The 20,278-nt window shown below is 74.8% G+C and carries 18 protein-coding genes; 5 read left to right on the forward strand and 13 right to left on the reverse strand.

Going from position 1 to position 20,278, the window contains the following annotated elements:
• Positions 1 to 228: 228 nt before the first annotated feature.
• Positions 229 to 1,008, forward strand: a complete 780-nt coding sequence (locus O7546_RS23725) for a glucose 1-dehydrogenase (protein WP_194800534.1) — start codon at positions 229 to 231, stop codon at positions 1,006 to 1,008.
• Positions 1,009 to 1,066: 58 nt separating this feature from the next.
• On the opposite strand, the gene O7546_RS23730 is transcribed toward O7546_RS23725, so the two are convergent.
• The 4 genes from O7546_RS23730 to O7546_RS23745 are packed head-to-tail and all read right to left on the reverse strand — an operon-like array spanning position 1,067 to position 6,733.
• A complete protein-coding gene (locus tag O7546_RS23730; protein WP_281600059.1) occupies positions 1,067 to 4,453 on the reverse strand; it encodes a hypothetical protein in 3,387 nt (1,128 codons plus the stop codon).
• A gap of 47 nt (positions 4,454 to 4,500) precedes the next feature.
• The gene (gene cutA / locus O7546_RS23735) at positions 4,501 to 4,821 is read right to left on the reverse strand and encodes a divalent-cation tolerance protein CutA (protein ID WP_194800532.1); all 321 of its coding nucleotides are present in this window, start codon (positions 4,819 to 4,821) and stop codon (positions 4,501 to 4,503) included.
• A 55-nt stretch (positions 4,822 to 4,876) separates the two neighbouring features.
• The gene (locus tag O7546_RS23740; protein ID WP_269697596.1) at positions 4,877 to 5,899 is read right to left on the reverse strand and encodes a 1-acyl-sn-glycerol-3-phosphate acyltransferase; all 1,023 of its coding nucleotides are present in this window, start codon (positions 5,897 to 5,899) and stop codon (positions 4,877 to 4,879) included.
• Positions 5,900 to 6,733: a patatin-like phospholipase family protein gene (locus O7546_RS23745; protein ID WP_281600060.1), complete on the reverse strand. Its 834-nt coding sequence runs from the start codon at positions 6,731 to 6,733 to the stop codon at positions 5,900 to 5,902.
• A gap of 179 nt (positions 6,734 to 6,912) precedes the next feature.
• Between O7546_RS23745 and O7546_RS23750 the strand changes: the two genes are divergently transcribed.
• Entirely contained in the window at positions 6,913 to 8,370 is a 1,458-nt protein-coding gene (locus O7546_RS23750) for a serine/threonine-protein kinase (protein ID WP_281600061.1), read from the forward strand.
• Positions 8,371 to 8,374: 4 nt separating this feature from the next.
• Here the strand turns inward: O7546_RS23750 and O7546_RS23755 are convergent, their stop codons facing one another.
• The 9 genes from O7546_RS23755 to O7546_RS23795 form a co-directional block, all read right to left on the reverse strand.
• Positions 8,375 to 9,436, reverse strand: a complete 1,062-nt coding sequence (locus tag O7546_RS23755; RefSeq protein ID WP_269698156.1) for a glycosyltransferase family 4 protein — start codon at positions 9,434 to 9,436, stop codon at positions 8,375 to 8,377.
• Positions 9,437 to 9,569: 133 nt separating this feature from the next.
• Entirely contained in the window at positions 9,570 to 10,241 is a 672-nt protein-coding gene (locus O7546_RS23760) for a BON domain-containing protein (RefSeq protein ID WP_194800527.1), read from the reverse strand.
• A gap of 135 nt (positions 10,242 to 10,376) precedes the next feature.
• Positions 10,377 to 11,885, reverse strand: a complete 1,509-nt coding sequence (locus O7546_RS23765; protein ID WP_269697598.1) for a trypsin-like peptidase domain-containing protein — start codon at positions 11,883 to 11,885, stop codon at positions 10,377 to 10,379.
• Positions 11,886 to 11,947: 62 nt separating this feature from the next.
• Entirely contained in the window at positions 11,948 to 13,504 is a 1,557-nt protein-coding gene (locus O7546_RS23770; RefSeq protein WP_194800525.1) for a HAMP domain-containing sensor histidine kinase, read from the reverse strand.
• Positions 13,501 to 14,202 carry a response regulator transcription factor gene (locus tag O7546_RS23775; protein WP_043328553.1) on the reverse strand — a complete coding sequence of 234 codons (702 nt, stop codon included), beginning with the start codon at positions 14,200 to 14,202 and terminating at the stop codon, positions 13,501 to 13,503. Before O7546_RS23775 ends, O7546_RS23770 begins: the two co-directional genes overlap by 4 nt.
• 64 nt (positions 14,203 to 14,266) lie before the next feature.
• The gene (locus O7546_RS23780) at positions 14,267 to 14,887 is read right to left on the reverse strand and encodes a PadR family transcriptional regulator (RefSeq protein WP_194800524.1); all 621 of its coding nucleotides are present in this window, start codon (positions 14,885 to 14,887) and stop codon (positions 14,267 to 14,269) included.
• Entirely contained in the window at positions 14,884 to 15,714 is an 831-nt protein-coding gene (locus O7546_RS23785) for a DUF4097 family beta strand repeat-containing protein (RefSeq protein ID WP_269697599.1), read from the reverse strand. The genes O7546_RS23780 and O7546_RS23785 overlap by 4 nt, the downstream gene beginning before the upstream one ends.
• Before the next feature lie 131 nt (positions 15,715 to 15,845).
• Entirely contained in the window at positions 15,846 to 16,721 is an 876-nt protein-coding gene (locus tag O7546_RS23790) for a lysophospholipid acyltransferase family protein (protein ID WP_281600062.1), read from the reverse strand.
• Positions 16,718 to 17,494, reverse strand: coding sequence for a GNAT family N-acyltransferase (locus O7546_RS23795; RefSeq protein ID WP_269697601.1), 777 nt, complete (start codon positions 17,492 to 17,494; stop codon positions 16,718 to 16,720). The genes O7546_RS23790 and O7546_RS23795 overlap by 4 nt, the downstream gene beginning before the upstream one ends.
• A gap of 172 nt (positions 17,495 to 17,666) precedes the next feature.
• Between O7546_RS23795 and O7546_RS23800 the strand changes: the two genes are divergently transcribed.
• The 3 genes from O7546_RS23800 (at position 17,667) to O7546_RS23810 (ending at position 20,226) form a co-directional block, all read left to right on the forward strand.
• Complete coding sequence (locus O7546_RS23800) at positions 17,667 to 18,323, forward strand: hypothetical protein (RefSeq protein ID WP_269698157.1); 657 nt, start codon at positions 17,667 to 17,669, stop codon at positions 18,321 to 18,323.
• A gap of 140 nt (positions 18,324 to 18,463) precedes the next feature.
• The gene (locus O7546_RS23805; protein ID WP_194800521.1) at positions 18,464 to 19,402 is read left to right on the forward strand and encodes an ABC transporter ATP-binding protein; all 939 of its coding nucleotides are present in this window, start codon (positions 18,464 to 18,466) and stop codon (positions 19,400 to 19,402) included.
• Positions 19,399 to 20,226 carry an ABC transporter permease gene (locus O7546_RS23810; protein WP_194800520.1) on the forward strand — a complete coding sequence of 276 codons (828 nt, stop codon included), beginning with the start codon at positions 19,399 to 19,401 and terminating at the stop codon, positions 20,224 to 20,226. Before O7546_RS23805 ends, O7546_RS23810 begins: the two co-directional genes overlap by 4 nt.
• Positions 20,227 to 20,278: the final 52 nt, after the last annotated feature.

Raw genomic sequence — 20,278 nt, forward strand, 5'->3', positions numbered from 1 at the left:
CCGATGACCGTCGCCGTGGGTAATCCCGCAGGCCCCCGGCTCGGGGGTGGTGCTGTCCCTACCCCTCCGGGCCGACGCAGTGCAACGATCTTCGTCACACCGCAGTGGACCCTCTCGCCGGTGGGCGCACCCCCTCTGACCAGCTAATCTGTACGTAAAGATGAGTGACACTCAGCCGAACGGCCGATAGGCCGGTTGCACGGTCATCGAGAGACGGGAGACAGCGCGGTGCGTGGATTGACGGACAAGGTGGTGCTGGTGACGGGCGGCGGTTTCAGCCCGGACCAGGTCGGCTCCGGACTCGGCATGTCCATGTGCGTCGAGCTGGCCGCCGAGGGCGCGAAGGTGGTCGTCTCCGACCTCTCCCTGGAACGTGCCGAGGCGACAGTCACCCGCGTCAAGGAAGCCGGCGGCGACGCGGTGGCGGTGGCGGCCGACGTCACCGACGAGGACTCGGTACGCGCCATGGTGAGCGCCGCCCTCGACGCGTACGGGCGCATCGACGTGCTGGTGAACAACGCCGGTGTGTTCGGCGCGTACGTGCCGCTGCTGGAGATCGAGAACAAGCAGTGGGACCTGGTCATGGAGGTCGACCTGAAGGGCGTCTTCCTGGTGACGAAGGCGACGCTGCCCCACATGCTGGAGCGCGGCAAGGGTGTCGTGATCAACGTGTCGTCGGCGTCCGGCGTGGTCGCCAGCGAGGTCGGCGCGGAGTACACCACCGCCAAGCACGGCGTCATCGGGCTCACCAAGCAGATCGCCTACGACTACGGCCACCAGGGCATCCGCGCTGTGGGCATCGGCCCCGGCGTGATCAAGACCGCCGCCTTCGAGGGTGCGGAGATCACCAGCGACTTCCCGTTCTACGACCTGACCATGCAGGCGCCCGCCGGCCGGTACGGCGAGCCGCACGAGATCGCCCGCGCGGTCTGCTTCCTCGCCAGCGACGACGCGTCATTCATCCACGGCCACACCATCCCGGTGGACGGCGGCTCGCCGATCAGGTGAGACGCACGGATGCGGCCCGGGCCGGGATCGTTCCCCGTCCGGGCCGCATCCGTGCCGGTCAGCCGAGCCGGGCGACCGCGTCGCGCAGCCGGACCAGGTCGCGCCGGCGCCGCTCGTAGGTGGCGGCCAGCCCGATCAGCAGCAGCCCGCCCACTCCCAGGAAGATCCAGCGGGGCAGCAGGTCCCAGCCCCGGGCCAGCTCGTGCAGCGCCAGCGGCACCAGCGTGGCCGCGCCCAGCACCACAGGCGCCTGCCAGCGCCGGGTCGCCCCGCCGAGCACGACGACGAGCGCCGCCGCGCCGAGTGCCAGCCGCCGCCACGGCTGCGGCTCACCGGAGACCAGAACCGACACGAGGCTCGGCAGGAAAGCCGCACCGAGCCCCGGGCCGAGCGCCGGCCAACTGGTCAGCCCGGGCCGGCGCCGCAGCGCCAGCAGCCCGGCGCCCAGGGCGAGCGCCGCCGCCGGCAGCGTGTACGCCTCCAGCACGACCACCCCGCCCGCGGCGAGCAGCAGCCACGCCCCGACCAGCTCGCTGCCGGCGGCCACCGCCGCCAGCACGCGACGTCCGGCCGGCGACTCGCCCCGGCGCGGCACCCGGACCGCGACGGCCACCCCCCACAGCACGCAGACCGCCGCCGCGTGCCGCAACGAACCGCCGGCGAGCAGCAGCGCGAGCAGCGCCACTGCCTGCGCCGCCGCCTCCATCGCCCACACACCCGGCCGCCCGGATCGGCGCACGCGCAGCAGCGGCACCGCGTGCAGCGTCACCGCCGCGACGGCCAGGGCGGCGAACGCCGCGGTACGCAGCGGCAGCCCCGCCGCCAGCGACGCGGTGACCGCGAACCCGGTGGCAGTCGCGACCGCGCCCAGCCACCCCGCGATCCGGACCACCGCCGGCCGCCCGGCCGCCCCGGTCACGGCACCGGCCACCACCAGCGCCCCGAGTGCGGCGAGCGTCAGCGCCCGGGTGGCGAGCAGGCCACCGAACCCGGGTACGGCGAGCACCGCCCCGAGCGGCACGAGCACCGCCGGGCGGGCAGGGGTGAGCGCGGCGACCAGCAGCGCGCCCAGCCCGATGCCGAACGCGACCGCCGGCACCACCGGCCAGGGCGCACCGGCCGCCTCCGCCAGCACCGGCAGCGCGACAGCGCCGAACGGCAGCGCGGCGAGCCACCAGGCGACGCGGCGATCCGTCGCGGCGTACGCACCGGCGGCAGCACCCAGGAGCAGCAGCACCAGCCCGGCGCGGGCGGTCCCGGCGGACGCCGCCGCGGCGGCGGGCACCCCGGACCAGGGTTGCACCGGCAGGTCCACGAGCACTGTCAGCACCACCGGGGACACCGCCAGCAACGCCACGACAGCCAGCGCGCCGCCGACCGCGCGCAGCGCGACCGCCGGCCGGGAGCCGGCCCCGGCGGCGAGCGCCAGCAGCACCCCCGCCGTGGCGTACGGCGCCACCGGTTCCCCGCCCGGCGCGACGAGCGGCACGAGGCCGGTCCCGGTGAGCGCCACGGCGAGCCCCGTCGAGGCGTACCCGCTCAGGTCGGTCCACAGGCGACGGACGGCGAGGACGACGACGACCGGCACCACGACGGCGGCGAGGGCACCCCGCAGTTGCCACCAGAGCGGCGCGCCCAGGCCGAGCAGCGCGACCGCCACAGCCGCCGGTACGGCGAGCAGCGCCACCGCGAGCGCGAGGCCGCCCACGACCGGCTGCGCGTCCCGCCCGCGCCGGCCCAGCGCGGCGAGCGCCACGCCGAGCACCGCGGTCACGGCGAGCACGGCGACGGCCCCGCCCGGGGCGGCGCAGCCGACGAGCAGCGCGTGCCCGAGCAGTACCGCCCCGGCCGACGCGGTGACCGGGACGACGACCCGTCTCCCACGCGGCCGGGCCACCGCCGCCAGCAGCAGCGCGGCGGCGGTCGCCAGATCCACGACCAGCACCAGCGGCCACGGCGTCGCCGTCACGGCCGGCGCGGCGAGGGCGACCAGCCCGGCGGCGGCCACACCGGCGAGCGGCCGGACGGCCCGGGGCGTCAGCAGCGCGACCGCCCCGGCGGTCAGCAGCAGGGCCACCGGAAGCTGCCAGCCCCAGGACGGAACCGGCACGTCCCGGCCGCCCTGCCAGGCCGGGAAGCCGACACTCGCGGTGGCCGCGCCGACCACGCCGGTGAGCACGACCACGACCTGGCCCAGCGCGGCGGCCACCGCGAGCGCGCCCACGAGCGGGCCGGTCCGGACCGGCGCCGGCAACGCCCGGACCGCTCCGGCGAGCGCCGCCACCACGAGGCCGGCGGCGATCAGCAGCAGCCCGGGCCGCCACTCGGCGACCGGCCGGATCAGCGCGAGAGCGAGCACCGGCACCAGCAACCCGGTGGTCGTCGCACGCCAGAGGCGGCCACCCGCGGCGAGCGCGCCGGCGACCAGCGCCAGCGCCACCACCAGCAGCGGGCCGCCGGCCAGCAGCGGCGTGCCCGCCGCGTGGCCGACCGCCAGCGGCACCAGCGCGCAGCCGGCCGCCAGGACCAGCGCCAGGCCGTGCCCGGTCCAGCCCAGCACCCGCCCGGCCGCGAGCGCCGTGCGGCTGCCGGAGGTACGGCGGCGCAGCACGACCACGACCGCGAGGTCACCGAGCGCCACGGCGGTCAGCACCAGCGCCCAGCCGGCGGCGGTGGGCCGGAACGCGGCAGCGGCCAGCGGCAGCACCGGCTGCGCGAGCAGCCACGCCGCGAACCAGGGTGCGGTGAGGCGACTGACCAGCGCGTAACCGGCGGCCACCGCGGCGCTGCCCGCCGCCACCAGCGCCGCGTACCGGCTGCCGGGCAGGCCGGTCACCCCGAACAGGTTTACCGACCAGGCGGCGGATCCGTCCAGGACCACCAGGAGCAGCGCCACCGAGGCGAGCGTCTCGGCGGTGCCGCGCAGCCCGCGGGCCCGGGCGACGAGCGGCGCGACCAGGGCCAGCGCGGTGACGGCGAGCAGGATCAGCGCCCGGCCGGCCACCCCGAACGTGCTCCAGGCGACGGCGGTGAACACCACGGCGGCGGTGCCGAGCAGCAGCCCGCCGAGGACGAACAGCAGGCCCTGGACCGCGCGGGTGGAGGTCTCCGCGCCGCCGGGGCGTACCGCGGCGGGGGCCTGCGGAAGTTGACGCGGCGGCGCCGCCGGGAGCGGCGCGGGACCGGCGGCGCGCGGCGCGGGGATCTCCTGACGGACCCGGGCGGCCAGCGCCGCCCGTCGCTGCCGGGCCGTGACCAGCCGGCCGGACAGATCCTGGTACGCGAGCCGGGCCGCCTCGACGCGCGGCACCAGCTCGGTGATCTCCCGGTCCAGCCGGACCACCTCGGCGGCGGGCGGGTAGGGCGGACGGCCGCAGCCGCGGCATCCGGCGACGAGGTCGGCCGGGGCGCCGCAACCGGGGCAGGGGTAGCCGGTGTTCTCCACCCGGCCAGCTTCGCGGGCGGCGGAGCGGACGGACAGAGTAGGAGTACCTAGGGGCGGGTCTGCTCGCGCACCCAGGCGGTGTAGCCGGGGTTGCCGCTGTCCTCCCGGCTGACCAGGATCTCCGGCACCTCGTACGGGTGGTTGGCGCGGAGCTGGTCGACCAGGGCGTCCACCCGGTCCGGCAGGGTCTTGAACCGCACCTGCCACTCGGCGGTGGTCTGGATCGCCGACTGCCACCAGTAGGTGCTGTCCACCGGGCCGCCGACCTGGGCGCAGGCCGCCAGCCGGCCGGCCACGGCCGCGGCCGCCAGCACGTCCGCGACCCCGCGGGCGTCCACCACAGTCGTCACCACGCAGATCTGCTCCACGAGCGCACCCTACGCGGCCCGCTGCCACCGCGCCGAGCAGGCGCGGGGAATCGGCTCAGGCGTCGACGGTGCCGTCGCGGTTGTCCGCGATCCACCTGTCGATGCGGGCCCACCAGTCGAACAGCCAGTCGACGCGTTCCTGCTTGCCGGCCGGGATCTCCTCCGGCGGCACCGACCAGAACCGCATCACGATCCGCTTGTCCATCGGCAGCTCGCGCCACACGTCCGCGACGGTGAGCATCTGGTCCAGCCCGGTGTGCGCCACGAAGATCACGCCGGCGTCCGGCGCGGCGTCGAGCGCGGCGAGCAGCCCGCCCGGCTGCGGGGCGAGCACGTGCCGCATCCGCTCGGCGCGGCGCGCCATCCGTTCCAGGCCGAGCGACCGAAGCCGGTCGATCGCACGCAGCCGCCGCGCCGGGGTGAAGTTGCCGCCCTCCGGGAAGATCACGAAGGCGTCGTCGTCGTCCAGGCCGGTGGCCAGGTGCCCGACCTGCCGGGCCACCGACTCACGCCCGTCCGGCCCGGCCGCGATGAACCGGTTGGGCAGCCGGTTCAGCAGCACGTCGATCGCCGGATCCCACTGGAGGGTCTCCTTGAGCACGATCCGGGGTTCCCGGTTGAACCAGTTCACCAGCGCGTGGATCAGGATGAACGAGTCGCCGGGCCCGGCGTGCCGGCAGACCACCAGCTCGGGGCGGCCGGGCAGCGCGGTGTCCGGATCGGTGCCGACCACGTCGATGCTCAGCCGCAGCGTCCACCGCGCCTGCCAGAACATGATCCGCAGGAACCAGCCGGCCAGCACGTAGTGGGCCCGCTGGAAGGCCGGCGCACGCTTGTACACGCCGAAGCCGGAGGCGAGCCAGAGCAGGAACAGGGCGAGCAGCGCGGCGGCGTCCCAGACCAGGTAGACGGTGCCGATCCAGAGCAGCCGCAACGGCCGGAGCCGTCCCGGCACCAGCGGCGACGCGGCGAGCGCCAGCAGCGCCCAGCCGGGAAGCGTGGTCACCACGAGGAAGGCGAGCAACACCACACCAGGGGCGAGCACCAACCGGCGTAGCCAGCGGGGTGGCAGCGGCATTCAGCGCTCCAGCGCGGTGTCCAGGTATCGGCGGGAGGCAGTGTACGCGCGACTGATCCGCCGTCCCACCGCCGCCGTGTCCCGGTACGCCCACGGGCTGTCGTCGCGTGGCTCCAGCCCGCCGGTGGGCAGCACGTGCACCTCGACGTCCTCGGGCAGCGCCGCCATCTCCCGCGCGAACCGGTGCCGGCGGGCGATCTCGAACGCCACCTGGGCGATCTCCCAGGGGCGGCGCGGCGGGGTCAGCTCGCGTTCGATCCGGCCCACCTGGAGCACGAAGATCTGCTTCGCGCCGAGCAGCACCGCCTCGCCGACCGGGATCGAGTTGACCACCCCGCCGTCGATGTAGTGCTGGCCGTCGATCTGGGTCGGGGGCAGCAGCCCGGGCACCGAGGCGGAGGCGAGCACCGCCGGCACCAGCGGTCCGGTGTGGAACCAGTGCTCGGCCGCGCGCTCGATGTTCGCGGCGCAGCAGCGGAACGGCACGGCCAGGTCGGCGAAGGTGGTGTCCTCGCCCAGCGCGCTCTCCAGCAGGCGGTACAGCGGGCGGGGCGAGTGCAGGTGGGTACGTGCCGCGAACCGGCGCAGCTGCCGGGCGACCGAGTCGCCGTACACCTCGCTGGCCTCGGGCGACGCCCAGAGCCGGACCAGCCGGTCGGTGACCGCCTCGGTCGGGTCGGCGGCGACCAGGGCGCCGTTGACCGCGCCGATCGACGTACCCAGCACCATGTCGGGTCTGATCCGGGCGCGGAACAGGGCGCGCAGCATGCCCACCTCGACCGCGCCGAGCACTCCCCCGCCGCCGAGCACGAACGCCACCGGACCTGCTGCCATGCCGTTCATCCTGGCACGCGGCCCACACCCGGCCGGCCGGCCGCCCCGCCCGTGACCGGACCGTCACGCGACACCGGCCGAGTCGTGACGCAGCGCGATCGTCAACCGGACGACTGTTGACAGGTCAGACACATTCCCGCAACCTGATAGCGCTCCCGAGCACAGGCAGGTGCGAGCTGATGGCGACACTCCAGGCCGGCCGTCTGCTGGCCCGGCGGTACCGGCTCATCGACCCGATCGGTGCCGGTGGCATGTCGGTGATCTGGCGTGCCCGCGACGAGGTGCTCGACCGGATCGTGGCGGTCAAGGTGCTCGCTCCCTCCCTCGCCGCCGACGCCCGGTTCCGCGACATGGTGCGCGAGGAGGCCCGCTCCGCCGCCCAGCTCGACCATCCGCACGTCACCGCCGTGCACGACTACGGCGAGACGGTGGCCCCGGACGGCACGATCACCTCTTTCGTCGTGATGGAGCTGCTCAGCGGCGAGGAGCTGGAACACCGGCTCACCGAGGGGCCGCTGCCCTGGCCGGCGGCGGTGGAGACGGGCGCGCAGGTGGCCGAGGCGCTGGCCGCGGCACACCGGCTCGGCATCGTGCACCGCGACGTGACCCCGGCCAACGTGATGATGACCGGCACCGGCGCGAAGGTGCTCGACTTCGGCATCGCCACCCGGATCGGCGCGCCGGACGACGACGAGGACGGCGGCACGTTCGGCACCCCGGCGTACGTGGCGCCGGAACGGCTCGACGGCGCGCCCGCCCAGCCGGCCACCGACGTCTACTCGCTGGGCGTGCTGCTGTTCGAGACGCTGACCGGGCACCCGCCGTACCCGGCGGAGACCTGGGAGCAACTGAGCGCGGCCCTCGCGGACTGTCCGGAGCCCACACTGGACGACGTACCGGGACTGCCCGGTCCGGTCGCTGACATCTGCCTGCGCTGCCTGGCCCGCGACCCGCGCCGGCGGCCCACCGCGCACCGGGTCGCCGCCGTGCTGCGCGACCAGTTGCTGCCCGCCGACCCACAGGCCGCCACCATGCTGGCGCCGACCATGACGCTGCCCGCGCTGACCTCGCGGCCGCCGGCCGGCCCGGAACCGGCCGGGCCGCCCGCCCCGGGCCCGGCCCCCGCCGCGCAGCCGGCGCCGAGCCGGCGCCGCACCCTCACGCTGGCCGCCGTCGGCGTCACTGTGGTCGCCGCCGCGGCGCTGCTGGCGCCCGCGCTGACGCCGGACCGGACCACCGGCCCGCGGGTGCTGCCGACCGCCGGGCCGGTGCAGCCGTCGCCCGCCGACCCGCCGGTGGCCGAGGAACCGGCCACCACGCCGCCGGCCGCGCCGACGTCAGTGCCGCCGAGCGAGGGCGCCCGCCCGCCGGCCGCCGGTCAGGCCGACGCCGCCGAACGGGTGGACGGGCTGATCGAGGCCGGGCTGACCGAGGGCCAGATCCGCGAGGACGTCGGGGTGGACCTGCGCAACCTGCTGCGCAACGCGGTCGCCGCGAACGGCGAGGGCGAGGTGACCGCCGCCGTGGACCGGCTCCGCGGCAAGATCGACGAGCGTCGCCGGGAGGGCAGCATCAGCCCCGGGTACGCGCGGCGACTCGACGCCGCGGCGGCGGAACTCGTGGCCGGGCGGACCTGACCGGTCAGCCGGCCACGGCGGGCGCGACCGTCCGGGCTGCCCGGGCGGGCGCCCGCGCGGCCAGGAAGCCCCGGTAGACCGTCTCGTAGTCGGCGGCCATCCGCTCCACCGAGAAGTTCTCCGCCACGTGCGCGACGCAGTCCGCCGGATCCAGGTCCGCCGCCGCCCGCAGCGCCGCCGGCAGCTCGCCGGGGTGCTCGCAGACGAAGCCGGTGATCCCGTCGCGGACCAGCTCCGGCACCGCGCCCCGGCCCAGCGCCACCACCGGCGTACCCGTCGCCATCGCCTCCACCATCACCATGCCGAACGGCTCCGCCCACTGGATCGGCATGATCAGGCAGCGGGCGTCCAGCAGCAGCCGCAGCGCGGTGGCACGGTCCGCGTTCACCACGAGCGTCACGTCGTCGCCGAGCAGCGGCCGGACCACCTGCTCCAGGTAGCGGTGCTCGGCCGGCTCGTTGCTCTTGCCCGCGAGCGTGAGCGGCAACCCGGCGGCCCGGCAGGCCGCGATCGCCACGTCCGGGCCCTTGTCCGGGCTGAACCGGGCCAGCCAGAGCACCGGGCCCGCGCCCGGGCTGCGCTTGCGCGGGATGTCCCGCAGCGGCATCGCGTTGTGCACGGTGCCCGCCCAGGGCAGCCCCGGGTTCGCGCGGCGCTGGGCGTGCGAGATCGCGACCAGGCCCACCCCCCGGTCGGTGTTGCCGAGCACGGTGCCGTACTCGCCGACCGGGTTGCCGTGCACGGTGGCCACTGTGGGCACGCGGCGGCGGCCGGCCACCATCGGGCCGATCGTGGTGTGGTCGTGGATCAGGTCGAAGCCGGCCGGGTCGACCAGGCGGTCCACGTGGGCCAGGTGCGCCAGTTCGGGCAGCGACTCGCCCATCCGCTCGTACTGGAGGTCGTCGCAGGTGGAGACGAAGTCGGCGGCGGTGCCGTGCTCGGTGCCGGCGCCGAACAGCGTGACGCGGTGCCCCCTGTCGACAAGCGCGTCGACGAGACCCGCCACCACGGTCTCCAGTCCGCCGTAGCCGGGCGGCGGCACCGACAGCCACGGCGGCACCACCATGGCAATCCGCAACGGCCCGGCCTGGGCGCGCTCCGGGGACTGCTGGTTCACGGCCACGAGTCCTCCCCGTCGGTCCCCGGCGTACCCCGCTGCGCGCGGGTTCCCGGCCCGGCCCGCGGTAAACGACGGGCGGTCAGCCGGACACCACGATCCCGACGTGCACCTCCCGTACGCCGGGCAGCGCCCAGGCGGCCCGTTCCGCGTCCTCGCGCTGCCACCAGGCGCTCACCACGCCGTCGAGCACCACCGTGTCGCCGTCGACCCGGGCGTCGATCCGCTCGGTCCCGGTACGCCGCAGCAGCAGGGCGCGCAGGTCGAGTCGCCTCTGCTCGTCACTCGGCGGCGTCGGGGGCCGCACCTCGACCAGGTTCGTCAGCCCGCGTACGCCGCGCAGCCGGCGCAGCTCCCGCTCGGCGGTACGGCGCTGGAAGCCGAACTCGACCTCGCCGCGCAGCATGATCCAGCCGTCGGCGACGGTCACGTCCAGCCGCTCGGCGGGCACGAAGCTGTCCCACTCCAGCGCCCGGCTCGCCGCGATCGCGATGTCGGCGTCGGTACGCGAATCCGTGGCGGGCAGGTCGACCGCCAGGTCGCTGGCGACCGCCCGGACCCCGCGTACCCGGTGGGCGCAGCGCTCGGCGGCCCACCGCCGGGCGTAGCTGTCCACCTGGCCGGTGAGCGTCACGACGCCCCGCGAGACCGTCACGCCGATCTCGGTGGCCCGGGTCTGCGCGTCCCAGTCCAGTTCGGCGAGGACGTCGCGCTGGATCTGCTGGTCGGTACGCACGGCGGACGTGGTCGTCATGCCCCGAGCCTGCCGCCGGTACGGGTGAGGCGCGCTCACCCGCACCGGGTGAGAAACGAGGAGGGGCGGCGGGTGACGGAGCCAACCCCCTTGGCTCCGTCACCCGCCGCCCGGGAGGGAGGCAGGTCCTCGGGACTATGACGTCTCGGCGAGCGTCACGGTTGCGCTCTCGCTGGATCCGTTTCGCTTGTACTGCACCTCGACCCGGTCGCCGACCTTGCCGGCCTGCACGGCGCCGACCAGGTCGTTCGAGTCGTTGATCACCTTGTCGCCGAACTTGGTGATCACGTCGCCGCGCTGGAGCCCGGCCTTCTCGGCGGGGCTGCCGGGCGTGACGGCGGCGACGAGCGCCCCGCCGTCCTCGGCGCCGTTCACGCTCACCCCGAGCGAGGGGTGGCTGATCTTCTCGCCACGCTGGAGCTTCTCGGCCACGTTCTTGGCCTTGTTGCTCGGGATGGCGAAGCCCACGCCGATGTTTCCGGTGCTGCCCTGCCCGGCGGTGGCGATGGCGGTGTTGATGCCGATCACCTCGCCGCGGGTGTTGACGAGCGCGCCGCCGGAGTTGCCCGGGTTGATCGGGGCGTCGGTCTGGAGCAGACCGGAGATCGAGCTCGCGCCCTGCTGCGGGTTCTGCTGGCCACCCTCGCCCGCCTGGATGGTGCGGTCGCGGGCGCTGAGGATGCCGGCGGTCACCGAGCCCTGCAGGCCGAGCGGGCTGCCCAGGGCGAGCACCTGGTCACCGACCTGCATGGCGTCGCTGTCGCCGAACTTGGCCGCCTTCAGGTTGCTCACGCCACTGGCCTGGACCACCGCGAGGTCGGTCTTCGGGTCGGTGCCGACGATCTTCGCGGAGGCGCTCTTGCCGTCGGCGAAGACCACCCGCACGGTGTCGCCACCGGCGCCCGCGACGACGTGGTTGTTCGTGAGCACGAACCCGTCGGCGCTGAGGATCACCCCGGAGCCCTCACCGCTGTTCGTCATGATCGTGACGATGCTGTCCTGGACGGACGCCGCGATCTTGGGTAGGTCGGCGCTGTTGATCACCGGGGCGGCGGAGTAGGTGCGGGTGGGGCCGTCCCCGTCGAGCGCGAGGGCCAGCGCGCCACCGGCCACGCCGGAGCCGAACATCAGGGCCAGCGCCAGCGCGCCCGCGCCGACGAACTTCCCGGCCCGGCTGGGGCGGGCCGGCTGCTGCGGGCCCCACTGCGGCATCTGCTGCCCGGGCTGGTACGACTGGTAGCCCTGCTGCGTCTGGTACGGCTGCGCCTGGTACGTCGGCACCGGCCCGCCGTGCTGGGTGGACGGGTAGCCGCCGGCGGTCTGCTGGTTCCAGCCGCCCTGCTGCTGCCCGTACCAGGGGTGCGGCTGCCCCGAGGCCGGGTACGGCGGCGCGGACGGTGTCGCCGGCTGCGGCGGGTACGGCCCGGCGGGCGCGGCGTCTCCGGCGCTGCCGGCCGGGTTCGTGTGCCCGGCGGGTGTGCCGGTTCCGGCGGCCGGGGAGTCGGCCGGAACCGACGCGGGGGCCGGGGTGCTGGAGGAGTCCGACGTCCCGCTCTCGACGCGGGGCAGCTCGGCGGTGTGGTGCGACGGCTCGGCGTCGGCGGGGGCCGGCGACCGCTGCGGATCGGTCTCGTGGTCGGTCATGTCACCAGCTTTCCCCGTAGCACTGTCACCAGCCTGGAATCCGCCTGGAAGTTTTCTGAATGTCACTCCCCGGACTCGGGCTCCTCGGGCAGCAGCGGCAGCTTCACCCGGAACGTCGCCCCGCCGCCCGGCGTCTCCGCCACCTCGACGCTGCCGTGGTGCGCGGCGACGAGCGCGGCCACGATGGCCAGGCCGAGGCCGGTGCTGATCGGCCCGCCGGCCCGGCGGGTACGGGCGGCGTCCACCCGGTAGAACCGCTCGAAGACCCGTTCGGCCTGCTCCGGGGTGAGGCCGGGACCGGTGTCCGCCACCTCCACCACGGCGAGGTTGCCCGCCTCGGCCCGTAGCCGCAGCGTCACCGAGGCGTCCGGCGGCGTGTGGGTGAGCGCGTTCGTCATCAGGTTGCCGATCACCTGGCGCAGGCGCGCGTCGTCGCCGAGAACCACCAGCGGCCCGGCGCCCGGTTCCCGCTCCAGCTCGATCCGCCGGTCCGGGGCGATCACCCGGGCCGCCTCCACCGCGTCGGACGCCAGCACCGGCAGCTCGACCGGGGCCAGCGCGATCGGCCGTTCCCGGTCCATCCGCGCCAGCAGCAGCAGATCCTCCACCAGCAGACCCATCCGGGACGCCTCGTCCTCGATGCGGCGCAGCAGGTCGGCGGTCTGCTCCGGCGCCCGCGCCGCGCCCTGGCGGTACAGCTCGGCGAAGCCCCTGATGGTGGTCAGCGGCGTGCGCAGCTCGTGCGAGGCGTCGGCGATGAACTGCCGCATCCGCTCCTCGGACCGGCGGGCCCGCGCCTCCGACGCCTGCGCGTACGCGGCGGCGTCCCGCGCGCCCATCTCGGCGCTGCGCGCCGCCGCCTCGGAGGCGGCCCGCGCGGTGAACGCGGCCTCGATCTGCGCGAGCATGGCGTTGAGCGCCCGGGACAGGCGGCCCAGCTCGGAGGTCGGGCACGACCGCCCCTCCTCGGGGTCGGGCACCCGCCGGGTCAGGTCGCCGCCGGCGATGGCGGCCGCCGTACGTTCTATCTCCACCAGCGGCTTCAGGCTGGTACGGACGATCCCGGCGCCGACCGACGCCAGCGAGATCAGCACCGCACCCCCGACCAGGAGGTCTATCCACACCAGCCGCCCGACTGCGGAGTCGACGCCGGTGAGGTGCTGCCCGAGCGCGATGATCCGCCCGTCGGGCAGGGCGGTGTAGAGCATCCGCCACCGGCTGCGGCCGTCCTCGGAGCGCACGGTGAACGGCTTGCCCACCCGATCCTGGTAGCCCGCGTAGTCGACGGGGAACCGGGGCAGTTCCTCCTCGCGCAGGCCCTCGTAGCGCGTCGGCTCCTCCGGCAACTCGCCGGGCGCCATGACGGACGCCACGTAGTCCGACGGAATGGTGATCTTGATCGGGCCGCCGCCGGCCTTGTCGAGCGTGTTGGCCACCGTGTACGCGCCGCCACGGAGCTGGTCGTCCGCCTGCCCGATCAGATAGTTCCGCAGCAGGAACGCCGTCAGGCCGCTGATCACGACGAGCGCCACGGCCACGAGTGCGAGGACGGCGGCGACGAGCTTCAGCCGGAGCGGGACGCTGCGCAGCCTGCCCTTCGCGTCGTCGACGACGTTCACGCCGCCGGCTTGCGTAGCACGTAACCAACTCCCCGGAGCGTGTGGATCAGCCGGGGCTGGGTGTTGTCGACCTTGCGCCGCAGGTAGGAGATGTAGGACTCGACGATGTTGTCGTCACCGCGGAAGTCGTAGTTCCAGACGTGGTCGAGGATCTGCGCCTTGCTGAGCACCCGGTTGGCGTTGAGCATCAGGTAGCGCAGCAGCTTGAACTCGGTCGGCGACAGCTGCACGCGCTGGCCGGCCCGGTGCACCTCGTGGGTCTCCTCGTCCAGTTCCAGGTCGGCGAAGGTGAGGCGGGAGGGGGTCTGGTCGCCGGTCGCGGTACGCCGCAGCACGGCCCGGATCCGGGCGGTCAGCTCCTCCAGGCTGAACGGCTTGGTGACGTAGTCGTCGCCGCCCAGGGTGAGCCCACGGATCTTGTCGTCGGTGGCGTCCCGCGCGGTCAGGAAGACCACCGGGGTACGCGTACCGCCCTCGCGCAGCATCCGGATGACCTCGAAGCCGTCCAGGTCGGGCAGCATCACGTCGAGCACCACCAGATCGGGCCGGTGGTCCTTGGCGGCGTTCAGGGCGGCGCTGCCGCTGGTCGCGGTGGCCACGTCGAAGCCCGCGAAACGCAGGCTCGCGGAGAGCAGTTCGAGGATGTTGGGATCGTCCTCGACGACGAGAAGCCGTGCCTCGGTCTGGGTAGCCGCCATGTCACCCATCATCCGCGCTGCGGCTGCGGCCACGCTGGGCGCTCCCTGGAAACAACCTGTGAGATCAGCGGAGCAGCCGCCGGAGCCCTTCCAGCGCGCCGTCGAGCAGCCGGATCGCGGTACGGAGCTGGTTGTCGCTCAGCCGCCGGGCCCGGACGAGCGCACCGACCTCGACTGTGAACGCGGCCAGCCGCCTGTCGAAGTCGGCGAGCAGCGGCGAGTCGTCCGGACGGGCCGCGCCCTCGCCGGTCGCCGGACGGGCGGTGGCGGACGCCGCCCAGCCGCCCTGCCGGGTCTGCCGGGCCACCTCGCGCAGTTCCCGCTTCAGGTCGCGCACCGATCCGCGTACCTCGGTGCGGATCTCCCCGGCCAGCGCGGAGAGATCCTCGACGGCGGCGCCGATGTCGTTCTCCAGCGTCGACAGCTCGTCGGCGCGCTGGCGCAGTTCGGCGCGGCCCGCCTCGGTGATCTCGTAGACCTTGCGCCCGCCCGCGGCGGTGTGCGTGACCAGCCCCTCCGCCTCCAGCCGTTGCAGGCGCGGGTAGATGGTGCCGGCGCTCGGTGCGTACAGGCCGAGGAAGCGCTCCTCCAGCAGGCGGATCAGCTCGTAGCCGTGCTTCGGGCCGTCGTCGAGCAGCTTCAGCAGGTAGAGCCGGAGCCGGCCGTGGCTGAACACCGCGGTCACGGCACGTCCTCCACATGGTCGGCGGGCGCGACCGGGCGGGCGAGCAGCGCGATGCTGCCGGAGGTCGCGGAGGCCCAGAGCCTACCCGCACCGCCGCCGAGCACACCGTGGCTGTCCTTGATCGAGCCGAGCCCGCGTCCACCGCTGTCCACCTGGGGAAAGCCGCTGGTGATCTTGCCGGACGTGGTGTGCAGGTGCACTGTGAGGTCGCTGTCCTCGCGGACCCGGACGGTGATGCTGCCGGAGATGGCGCTGAGCCGGATCTCGCTGCCGCGCGGGTTGTCCAGGTCGCAGGTGATCGAGCCAGAGACGGCGTGGGCGCGGACCCGGTCGGGCGCGCTGTCGGCGAGGATCAGCTCACCGGAGACCGTCTCCAGGTCCAGGTCGCCGCCGATGCCGAGCGCCTCGACCGGCCCGGAGATGACCTTCGCGCTGGTGCGTCCCCGCAGCCCGCGCAGCGTGACCTGCCCGGAGGTCACGTCGACCCGGGTCTCCCGGCGCAGCCCGGAGGCGACGAGCGCGCCGCTGACCACCGACAGGGTGGCGAGCACGTCCGGCGGAACCGCTACCGACACCTCGGCCCGGATCCGGTTGCCGAACCAGGAGAAGATGCCGAACAGGCCGGGCTTGCGCTTGTGCCGGATCGTCAGCCGCCCGTCGCGGACCTCGACGAGGAGCGGCCGGCTGCTGACCCGGGTCACGTCCACCCGGGCCGGACCGTCGGCGCCGACCACGTTGAGCCGGCCGCTGATCAGTTCGGCGTCGAGCCGGGTGATCGGCTCGTCCACGGTGATCCGCTGCGGGCTCTCGACCGTCCAGTTGGCCATGACACGCTCCCCTCGTCGGCGTGCCGACCCACGGCACACCCGGTGTTGCGAGGAGCATAACGCGATACATCGCGACTGAACAAGATACTATCGCGACTGTGTCGCGTCCCTGACGGCCGCAGGTCAGGCTGTCAGGTCGAGCGGTGGCGCGAGCAGGGGTCGAGGGCCGGGTGGACGGCGGCCTCGGCGATCCGGGCCAGCGACCTGCGGTCCGCGCCCTCGGCCGGGTGCAGCGCGGCGCTCACCGTCACCGACGCGGTCAGGTCCCGGGCGGCGAGCACCCGGCGTCCCGACGCCCAGAGCGTCTCCTCGCCGAGGAAGGCGGGCAGCGTGCTCGGATCACCCGCGTACCGGTAGCCGATGCGCAGCGGCACCACCGGAGCGCCCGCCGCCACGGCGGCCTGGAACATCGCCGGGCGGAAGCCGCGGCTCGGGCGGCAGTCCGTCGCGGCGCCGCACCAGGTCGTACCCTCCGGGAACACCGCCACCGACCGCCCGGACCGCAGCGCGCCGGCCACCCGCGCGACGGTGGCCGGCAGGTCACGCGGCCGGGACCGGTCCACGAAGACGGTGCCCGCCGCGGCGGCCAGCGCGCCGACCAGCGGCCAGCTCCGGACCTCGCGCTTCGCCACCATCCGGACCGGCGACACGGCGAGCACCGCCAGGACGTCCAGCCAGGAGACGTGGTTGGCGACCAGCAGCGCACGCCCGCGCGGCACCCGGCCGCGGACCAGCAGCCGGACCCCGAGGGTACGCAGCGTCCACCGCGCCCAGCCCCGCAACGCGGCCCGGCCCCGGGCGGCGGACAGCAGCGGCAGCAGCACGGTCAGGCCCGCCCCGGCCAGCAGCATGCCGAGTACGCCGAGCAGCCGTCCCGCCCGGCGCAGCCGCGACACGTCCGGGGCGGCGAGCGGCGGAAGGCAGTCCGGCCCGCAGCCGGAGGTGGGCCGCCACAGGCCCTCCCCGGCACCCGGACCGGCCACCCACGGCTCGGCGGCGGCGGTCACGACCCGGCCTCGCCGAGGAAGTGCCGCAGGTAGCGCGGGTTCATCCGGTCCAGCGAGAACAACACGTAGAAGTCGGCGCAGCCGAAGTCCGCGTCGTACCCGGGCTCGCCGGCCACCCAGGCGCCCAGCCGCAGGTAGCCGCGCAGCAGCGGCGGCACGAGCGCCCGCCGTTGCGCCGGCTTGAGCGCGGCGAGGTCGGCGGCCGGCGCCTCGGCGAACCAGGGCCGGCGCGGGGTGACCCGCAGCAGCGGCGGGGCGAGGTGCCGGGCGGTGACCTCGGCCCACACCTGCGCGGCGGCGGTCCCGCCGTCGGCGACCGGCACCGAGGCGCAGCCGCCGAGCCAGCGGGCGCCGCGCAGGTGCAGGTAGCGGCAGATCCCGGCCCACATCAGGTTGATCACCGCGCCGGTGCGGTGATCGGGGTGGACGCAGGAGCGGCCCGCCTCGACCAGGTGGTCGCGGAGCGGGGCCAGCGGGCTCAGGTCGAACTCGGCGTCGGCGTACCGGCGGTCGGTGCGGCCGGGCGGCAGCAGCCGGTACGTGCCGACGACCTCGCCGGTGCCCTCGCGCAGCACCACCAAGTGGTCGCAGTACGCGTCGAACCCGTCGGTGTCGAGCCCGGTGGCGGCGGTCGGCAGGGTGGCGCCGAGTTCGCCGGCGAACACCTCGTGGCGCAGGCGTTGCGCGGCCGCGACCAGTGTCGGGTCGTCGGCGATCAGCAGGGTGTAACCGCTGGTCGTGAGCGGTGCGCCAGCGGCGTGCAGAACGGCCATGACTCCTGTGTAGGTGCCCCGGGTTGCCGCCGGACGGGATGAGGGGTGTCGATCCGGTGAACGCCGGTCGGCGGCGGCGTGCGAACCGGGACGGCCGGGACGGGACCGGCGTGTGCGAGGCTGCCGGGCGGACCGCCGCGACGGCGCCGGCGGAGGGAACCCGGAGGTGCACATGCTGGTCGAGGCCCGCTTCCAGGGGCCGGACGGCTCCGGCAACGGCGGCTGGAGCGCCGGCATCTTCGCCGCGCTGATCGACGACCGGGGGCCGGTGGAGGTCACCCTGCGCCGGCCGCCGCCGCTGGACACGCCGCTGACCGCCGCCGACGGCGAGGTACGCGACCCGGACGGTCACCTGATCGCCCAGGTGCGCCGGATCGAGCCGGTCGACGCGGTGGTGCCGCCGGTGGACCCGGCGACGGCGGAGCAGGCCGCGCGGGCGTACCCCGGTCTGGTCGACCACCCGTTCCCCCGCTGCTACGTCTGCGGCCCGGCGAACCCGGACGGGCTGCGGATCTTCCCCGGCCGGCTGCCGGACGGGCGGACCGCCGCGCCGTTCCGCGCGCCGGCCGAGGTGGTGCCCGCGACGGTGTGGGCGGCGCTGGACTGCCCGGGCGGCTGGGCGGTGCTCGCGCCCGGCCGGCCGTACGTGCTGGGGCGGATCGCCGCGCAGGTCACGGCGCTGCCACGGCCCGGCGACGAGTGCGTGGTGACCGGCGTCGCGGTCGGTTCCGAGGGACGCCGGGCCGAGGTGCACACCAGCCTGTACGGTGCGGACGGCGCGCTCCTCGGCCGTGCCCGGGCGACCTGGGTGGCGCTGCCGGCCCGGTGATCTCCTCCCTGAGGAGGACGGCGCGTACGCGTCCCGCCTGATTGACCCCCTTGCGCCGGGTTGGAAGGCTGTTGCCGGGTGCCCCCGCAACGGCGCCCCACCGGCGCGCGACGAGCCCGCCGGGGCAGGAGAGGAGAATGATGTCCGACGGGCAGCCACGCCCCAGTGCCGGGACCGGCCAGATCATCGTGTCCGGCCTGACCAAGCAATACAAGAACGTCCGCGCGGTGGACAACCTGTCGTTCACCGTCGAGCCGGGCCGGGTCACCGGCTTCCTCGGCCCGAACGGCGCCGGTAAGACGACCACGCTGCGCATGCTGCTCAACCTGGTGACGCCGAGCGCCGGCACGGCCACCATCGGTGGCAGCCGGTACGCCGACCTGCCCGACCCGCTGCGTACGGTCGGCGCGGTGCTGGAGGCGTCCAGCGCGCACAAGGGCCGCACCGGCATCAACCACCTGCGGGTGATCTGCGCTGCGGCGGGCCTGCCGAAGGAGCGCGCCGACGAGGCGCTGGCGCTGGTCGGGCTCACGCCCGCCGCCAAGCGCAAGTTCAAGGGCTACTCGCTCGGCATGAAGCAGCGGCTCGGCATCGCCGCAGCGATGCTCGGCAACCCGCAGGTGCTGATCCTGGACGAGCCGGCGAACGGCCTGGACCCGGAGGGCATCCGCTGGATGCGCGGCTTCCTCAAGGGGCTCGCCGCCGAGGGACGGACGGTGCTGGTCTCCAGCCACCTGCTCTCCGAGATGCAGCTGCTCGCCGACGACGTGGTGATCATCGCGGCCGGCAAGCTGGTCCGGCAGGGCCCGGTCGACCAGGTGATGGCGTCGATGACGCACGACGTGCGGGTGCGGGTGCGCACCCCGCAGGCCGACGAGCTGGTCGCGGCGCTGCGCGAGCAGTCGGCAACCGTCGACACCGACCCGCACGGCGCGCTGCTGGTGACCGGCGTGGACGCGCCGACCGTGGGCCGGGTCGCGCTGGCCGCCAAGGTGGAGCTGCACGAGCTGACCACCGAGCGCCCCGACCTCGAAGGGGTCTTCCTGGAGCTGACGGCCGGAAAGGCGGAGATCCGATGACGCTGGTCCGATCCGAACTGCTCAAGATCCGTACCACCAGCACCTGGTGGATCTTCGGGCTGATCAGCCTGGCGCTGTGGGCGCTCACGCTGTTCTTCAACTGGTTGCAGACCGAGGCGCTGGCCGGCGGGGACTTCGGCGAGGTACCGGCCGAGCAGTCCGACCAGTTGCAGGCCATCTCGGCCGCCGACAACCTGGCGGCCAACCTCTACACCAACGGCCAGTTCTTCGGCCTGCTCATCGTGCTGCTGCTCGGCATCGTGGTGGTGACCAGCGAGTTCTTCCACCAGACGGTGACCACCACGTTCCTCACCGCACCGCACCGCACCGCGGTGATGCTGGCCAAGCTGGCCGCGGCCGGCGTGCTGGCGCTGCTGTTCTGGCTCGTCACCACTGTGCTGAACCTGATCATCTCGCCGCTGATCCTCAACTCGGTGGACGTCGGCTCGCAGCTCGGCAGCGGGGCGATCTGGCGGGCGATCGCGCTCAACGGCCTGGCCTACCTGCTCTGGTCGGTGCTCGGCGTCGGGCTCGGCGTGCTGATCCGCAGCCAGATCGGCGCCACCGTGACCGGCATCCTGTTCTACCTGGGTGGCGCGATCGGTGCGGCGATCGTGCTGAGCCTGCTCGCCTCGCGGTACGGCGACTGGATCAACAAGCTCCAGCTGCTGGTCCCGTCGCTGGCCTCCGGGCTCATGGTGGGCGGCGACACCGACATCCCGGGCAACCCGCCGCAGTGGGCGGGCGCGCTGGTGCTGATCGGGTACGCGGTGGTGGCCGGCGCGATCGGCGTGGCCACGATCCGCAAGCGCGACATCTCCTGACCTCGCGGTCAGGCCGGGCCCCGGCCGGTGACACCCGTCACCGGCCGGGGCC

This window comes from Micromonospora sp. WMMA1976, from assembly GCF_027497335.1.
In the GTDB taxonomy this organism is placed as follows: Bacteria; Actinomycetota; Actinomycetes; order Mycobacteriales; family Micromonosporaceae; genus Micromonospora; species Micromonospora aurantiaca.

What these genes read in the sequence shown, in the direction of transcription:
- O7546_RS23740 (WP_269697596.1), bottom strand. Translation starts at nt 5,899, where the DNA reads ATGCCGCTGCCACCCCGCTGGCTACGCCGGTTGGTGCTCGCCCCTGGT.
- O7546_RS23745 (WP_281600060.1), bottom strand. Translation starts at nt 6,733, where the DNA reads ATGGCAGCAGGTCCGGTGGCGTTCGTGCTCGGCGGCGGGGGAGTGCTC.
- O7546_RS23750 (WP_281600061.1), top strand. Translation starts at nt 6,913, where the DNA reads ATGGCGACACTCCAGGCCGGCCGTCTGCTGGCCCGGCGGTACCGGCTC.
- O7546_RS23755 (WP_269698156.1), bottom strand. Translation starts at nt 9,436, where the DNA reads ATGGTGGTGCCGCCGTGGCTGTCGGTGCCGCCGCCCGGCTACGGCGGA.
- O7546_RS23760 (WP_194800527.1), bottom strand. Translation starts at nt 10,241, where the DNA reads ATGACGACCACGTCCGCCGTGCGTACCGACCAGCAGATCCAGCGCGAC.
- O7546_RS23765 (WP_269697598.1), bottom strand. Translation starts at nt 11,885, where the DNA reads ATGACCGACCACGAGACCGATCCGCAGCGGTCGCCGGCCCCCGCCGAC.
- O7546_RS23775 (WP_043328553.1), bottom strand. Translation starts at nt 14,202, where the DNA reads ATGGCGGCTACCCAGACCGAGGCACGGCTTCTCGTCGTCGAGGACGAT.
- O7546_RS23785 (WP_269697599.1), bottom strand. Translation starts at nt 15,714, where the DNA reads ATGGCCAACTGGACGGTCGAGAGCCCGCAGCGGATCACCGTGGACGAG.
- O7546_RS23795 (WP_269697601.1), bottom strand. Translation starts at nt 17,494, where the DNA reads ATGGCCGTTCTGCACGCCGCTGGCGCACCGCTCACGACCAGCGGTTAC.
- O7546_RS23800 (WP_269698157.1), top strand. Translation starts at nt 17,667, where the DNA reads ATGCTGGTCGAGGCCCGCTTCCAGGGGCCGGACGGCTCCGGCAACGGC.
- O7546_RS23805 (WP_194800521.1), top strand. Translation starts at nt 18,464, where the DNA reads ATGTCCGACGGGCAGCCACGCCCCAGTGCCGGGACCGGCCAGATCATC.
- O7546_RS23810 (WP_194800520.1), top strand. Translation starts at nt 19,399, where the DNA reads ATGACGCTGGTCCGATCCGAACTGCTCAAGATCCGTACCACCAGCACC.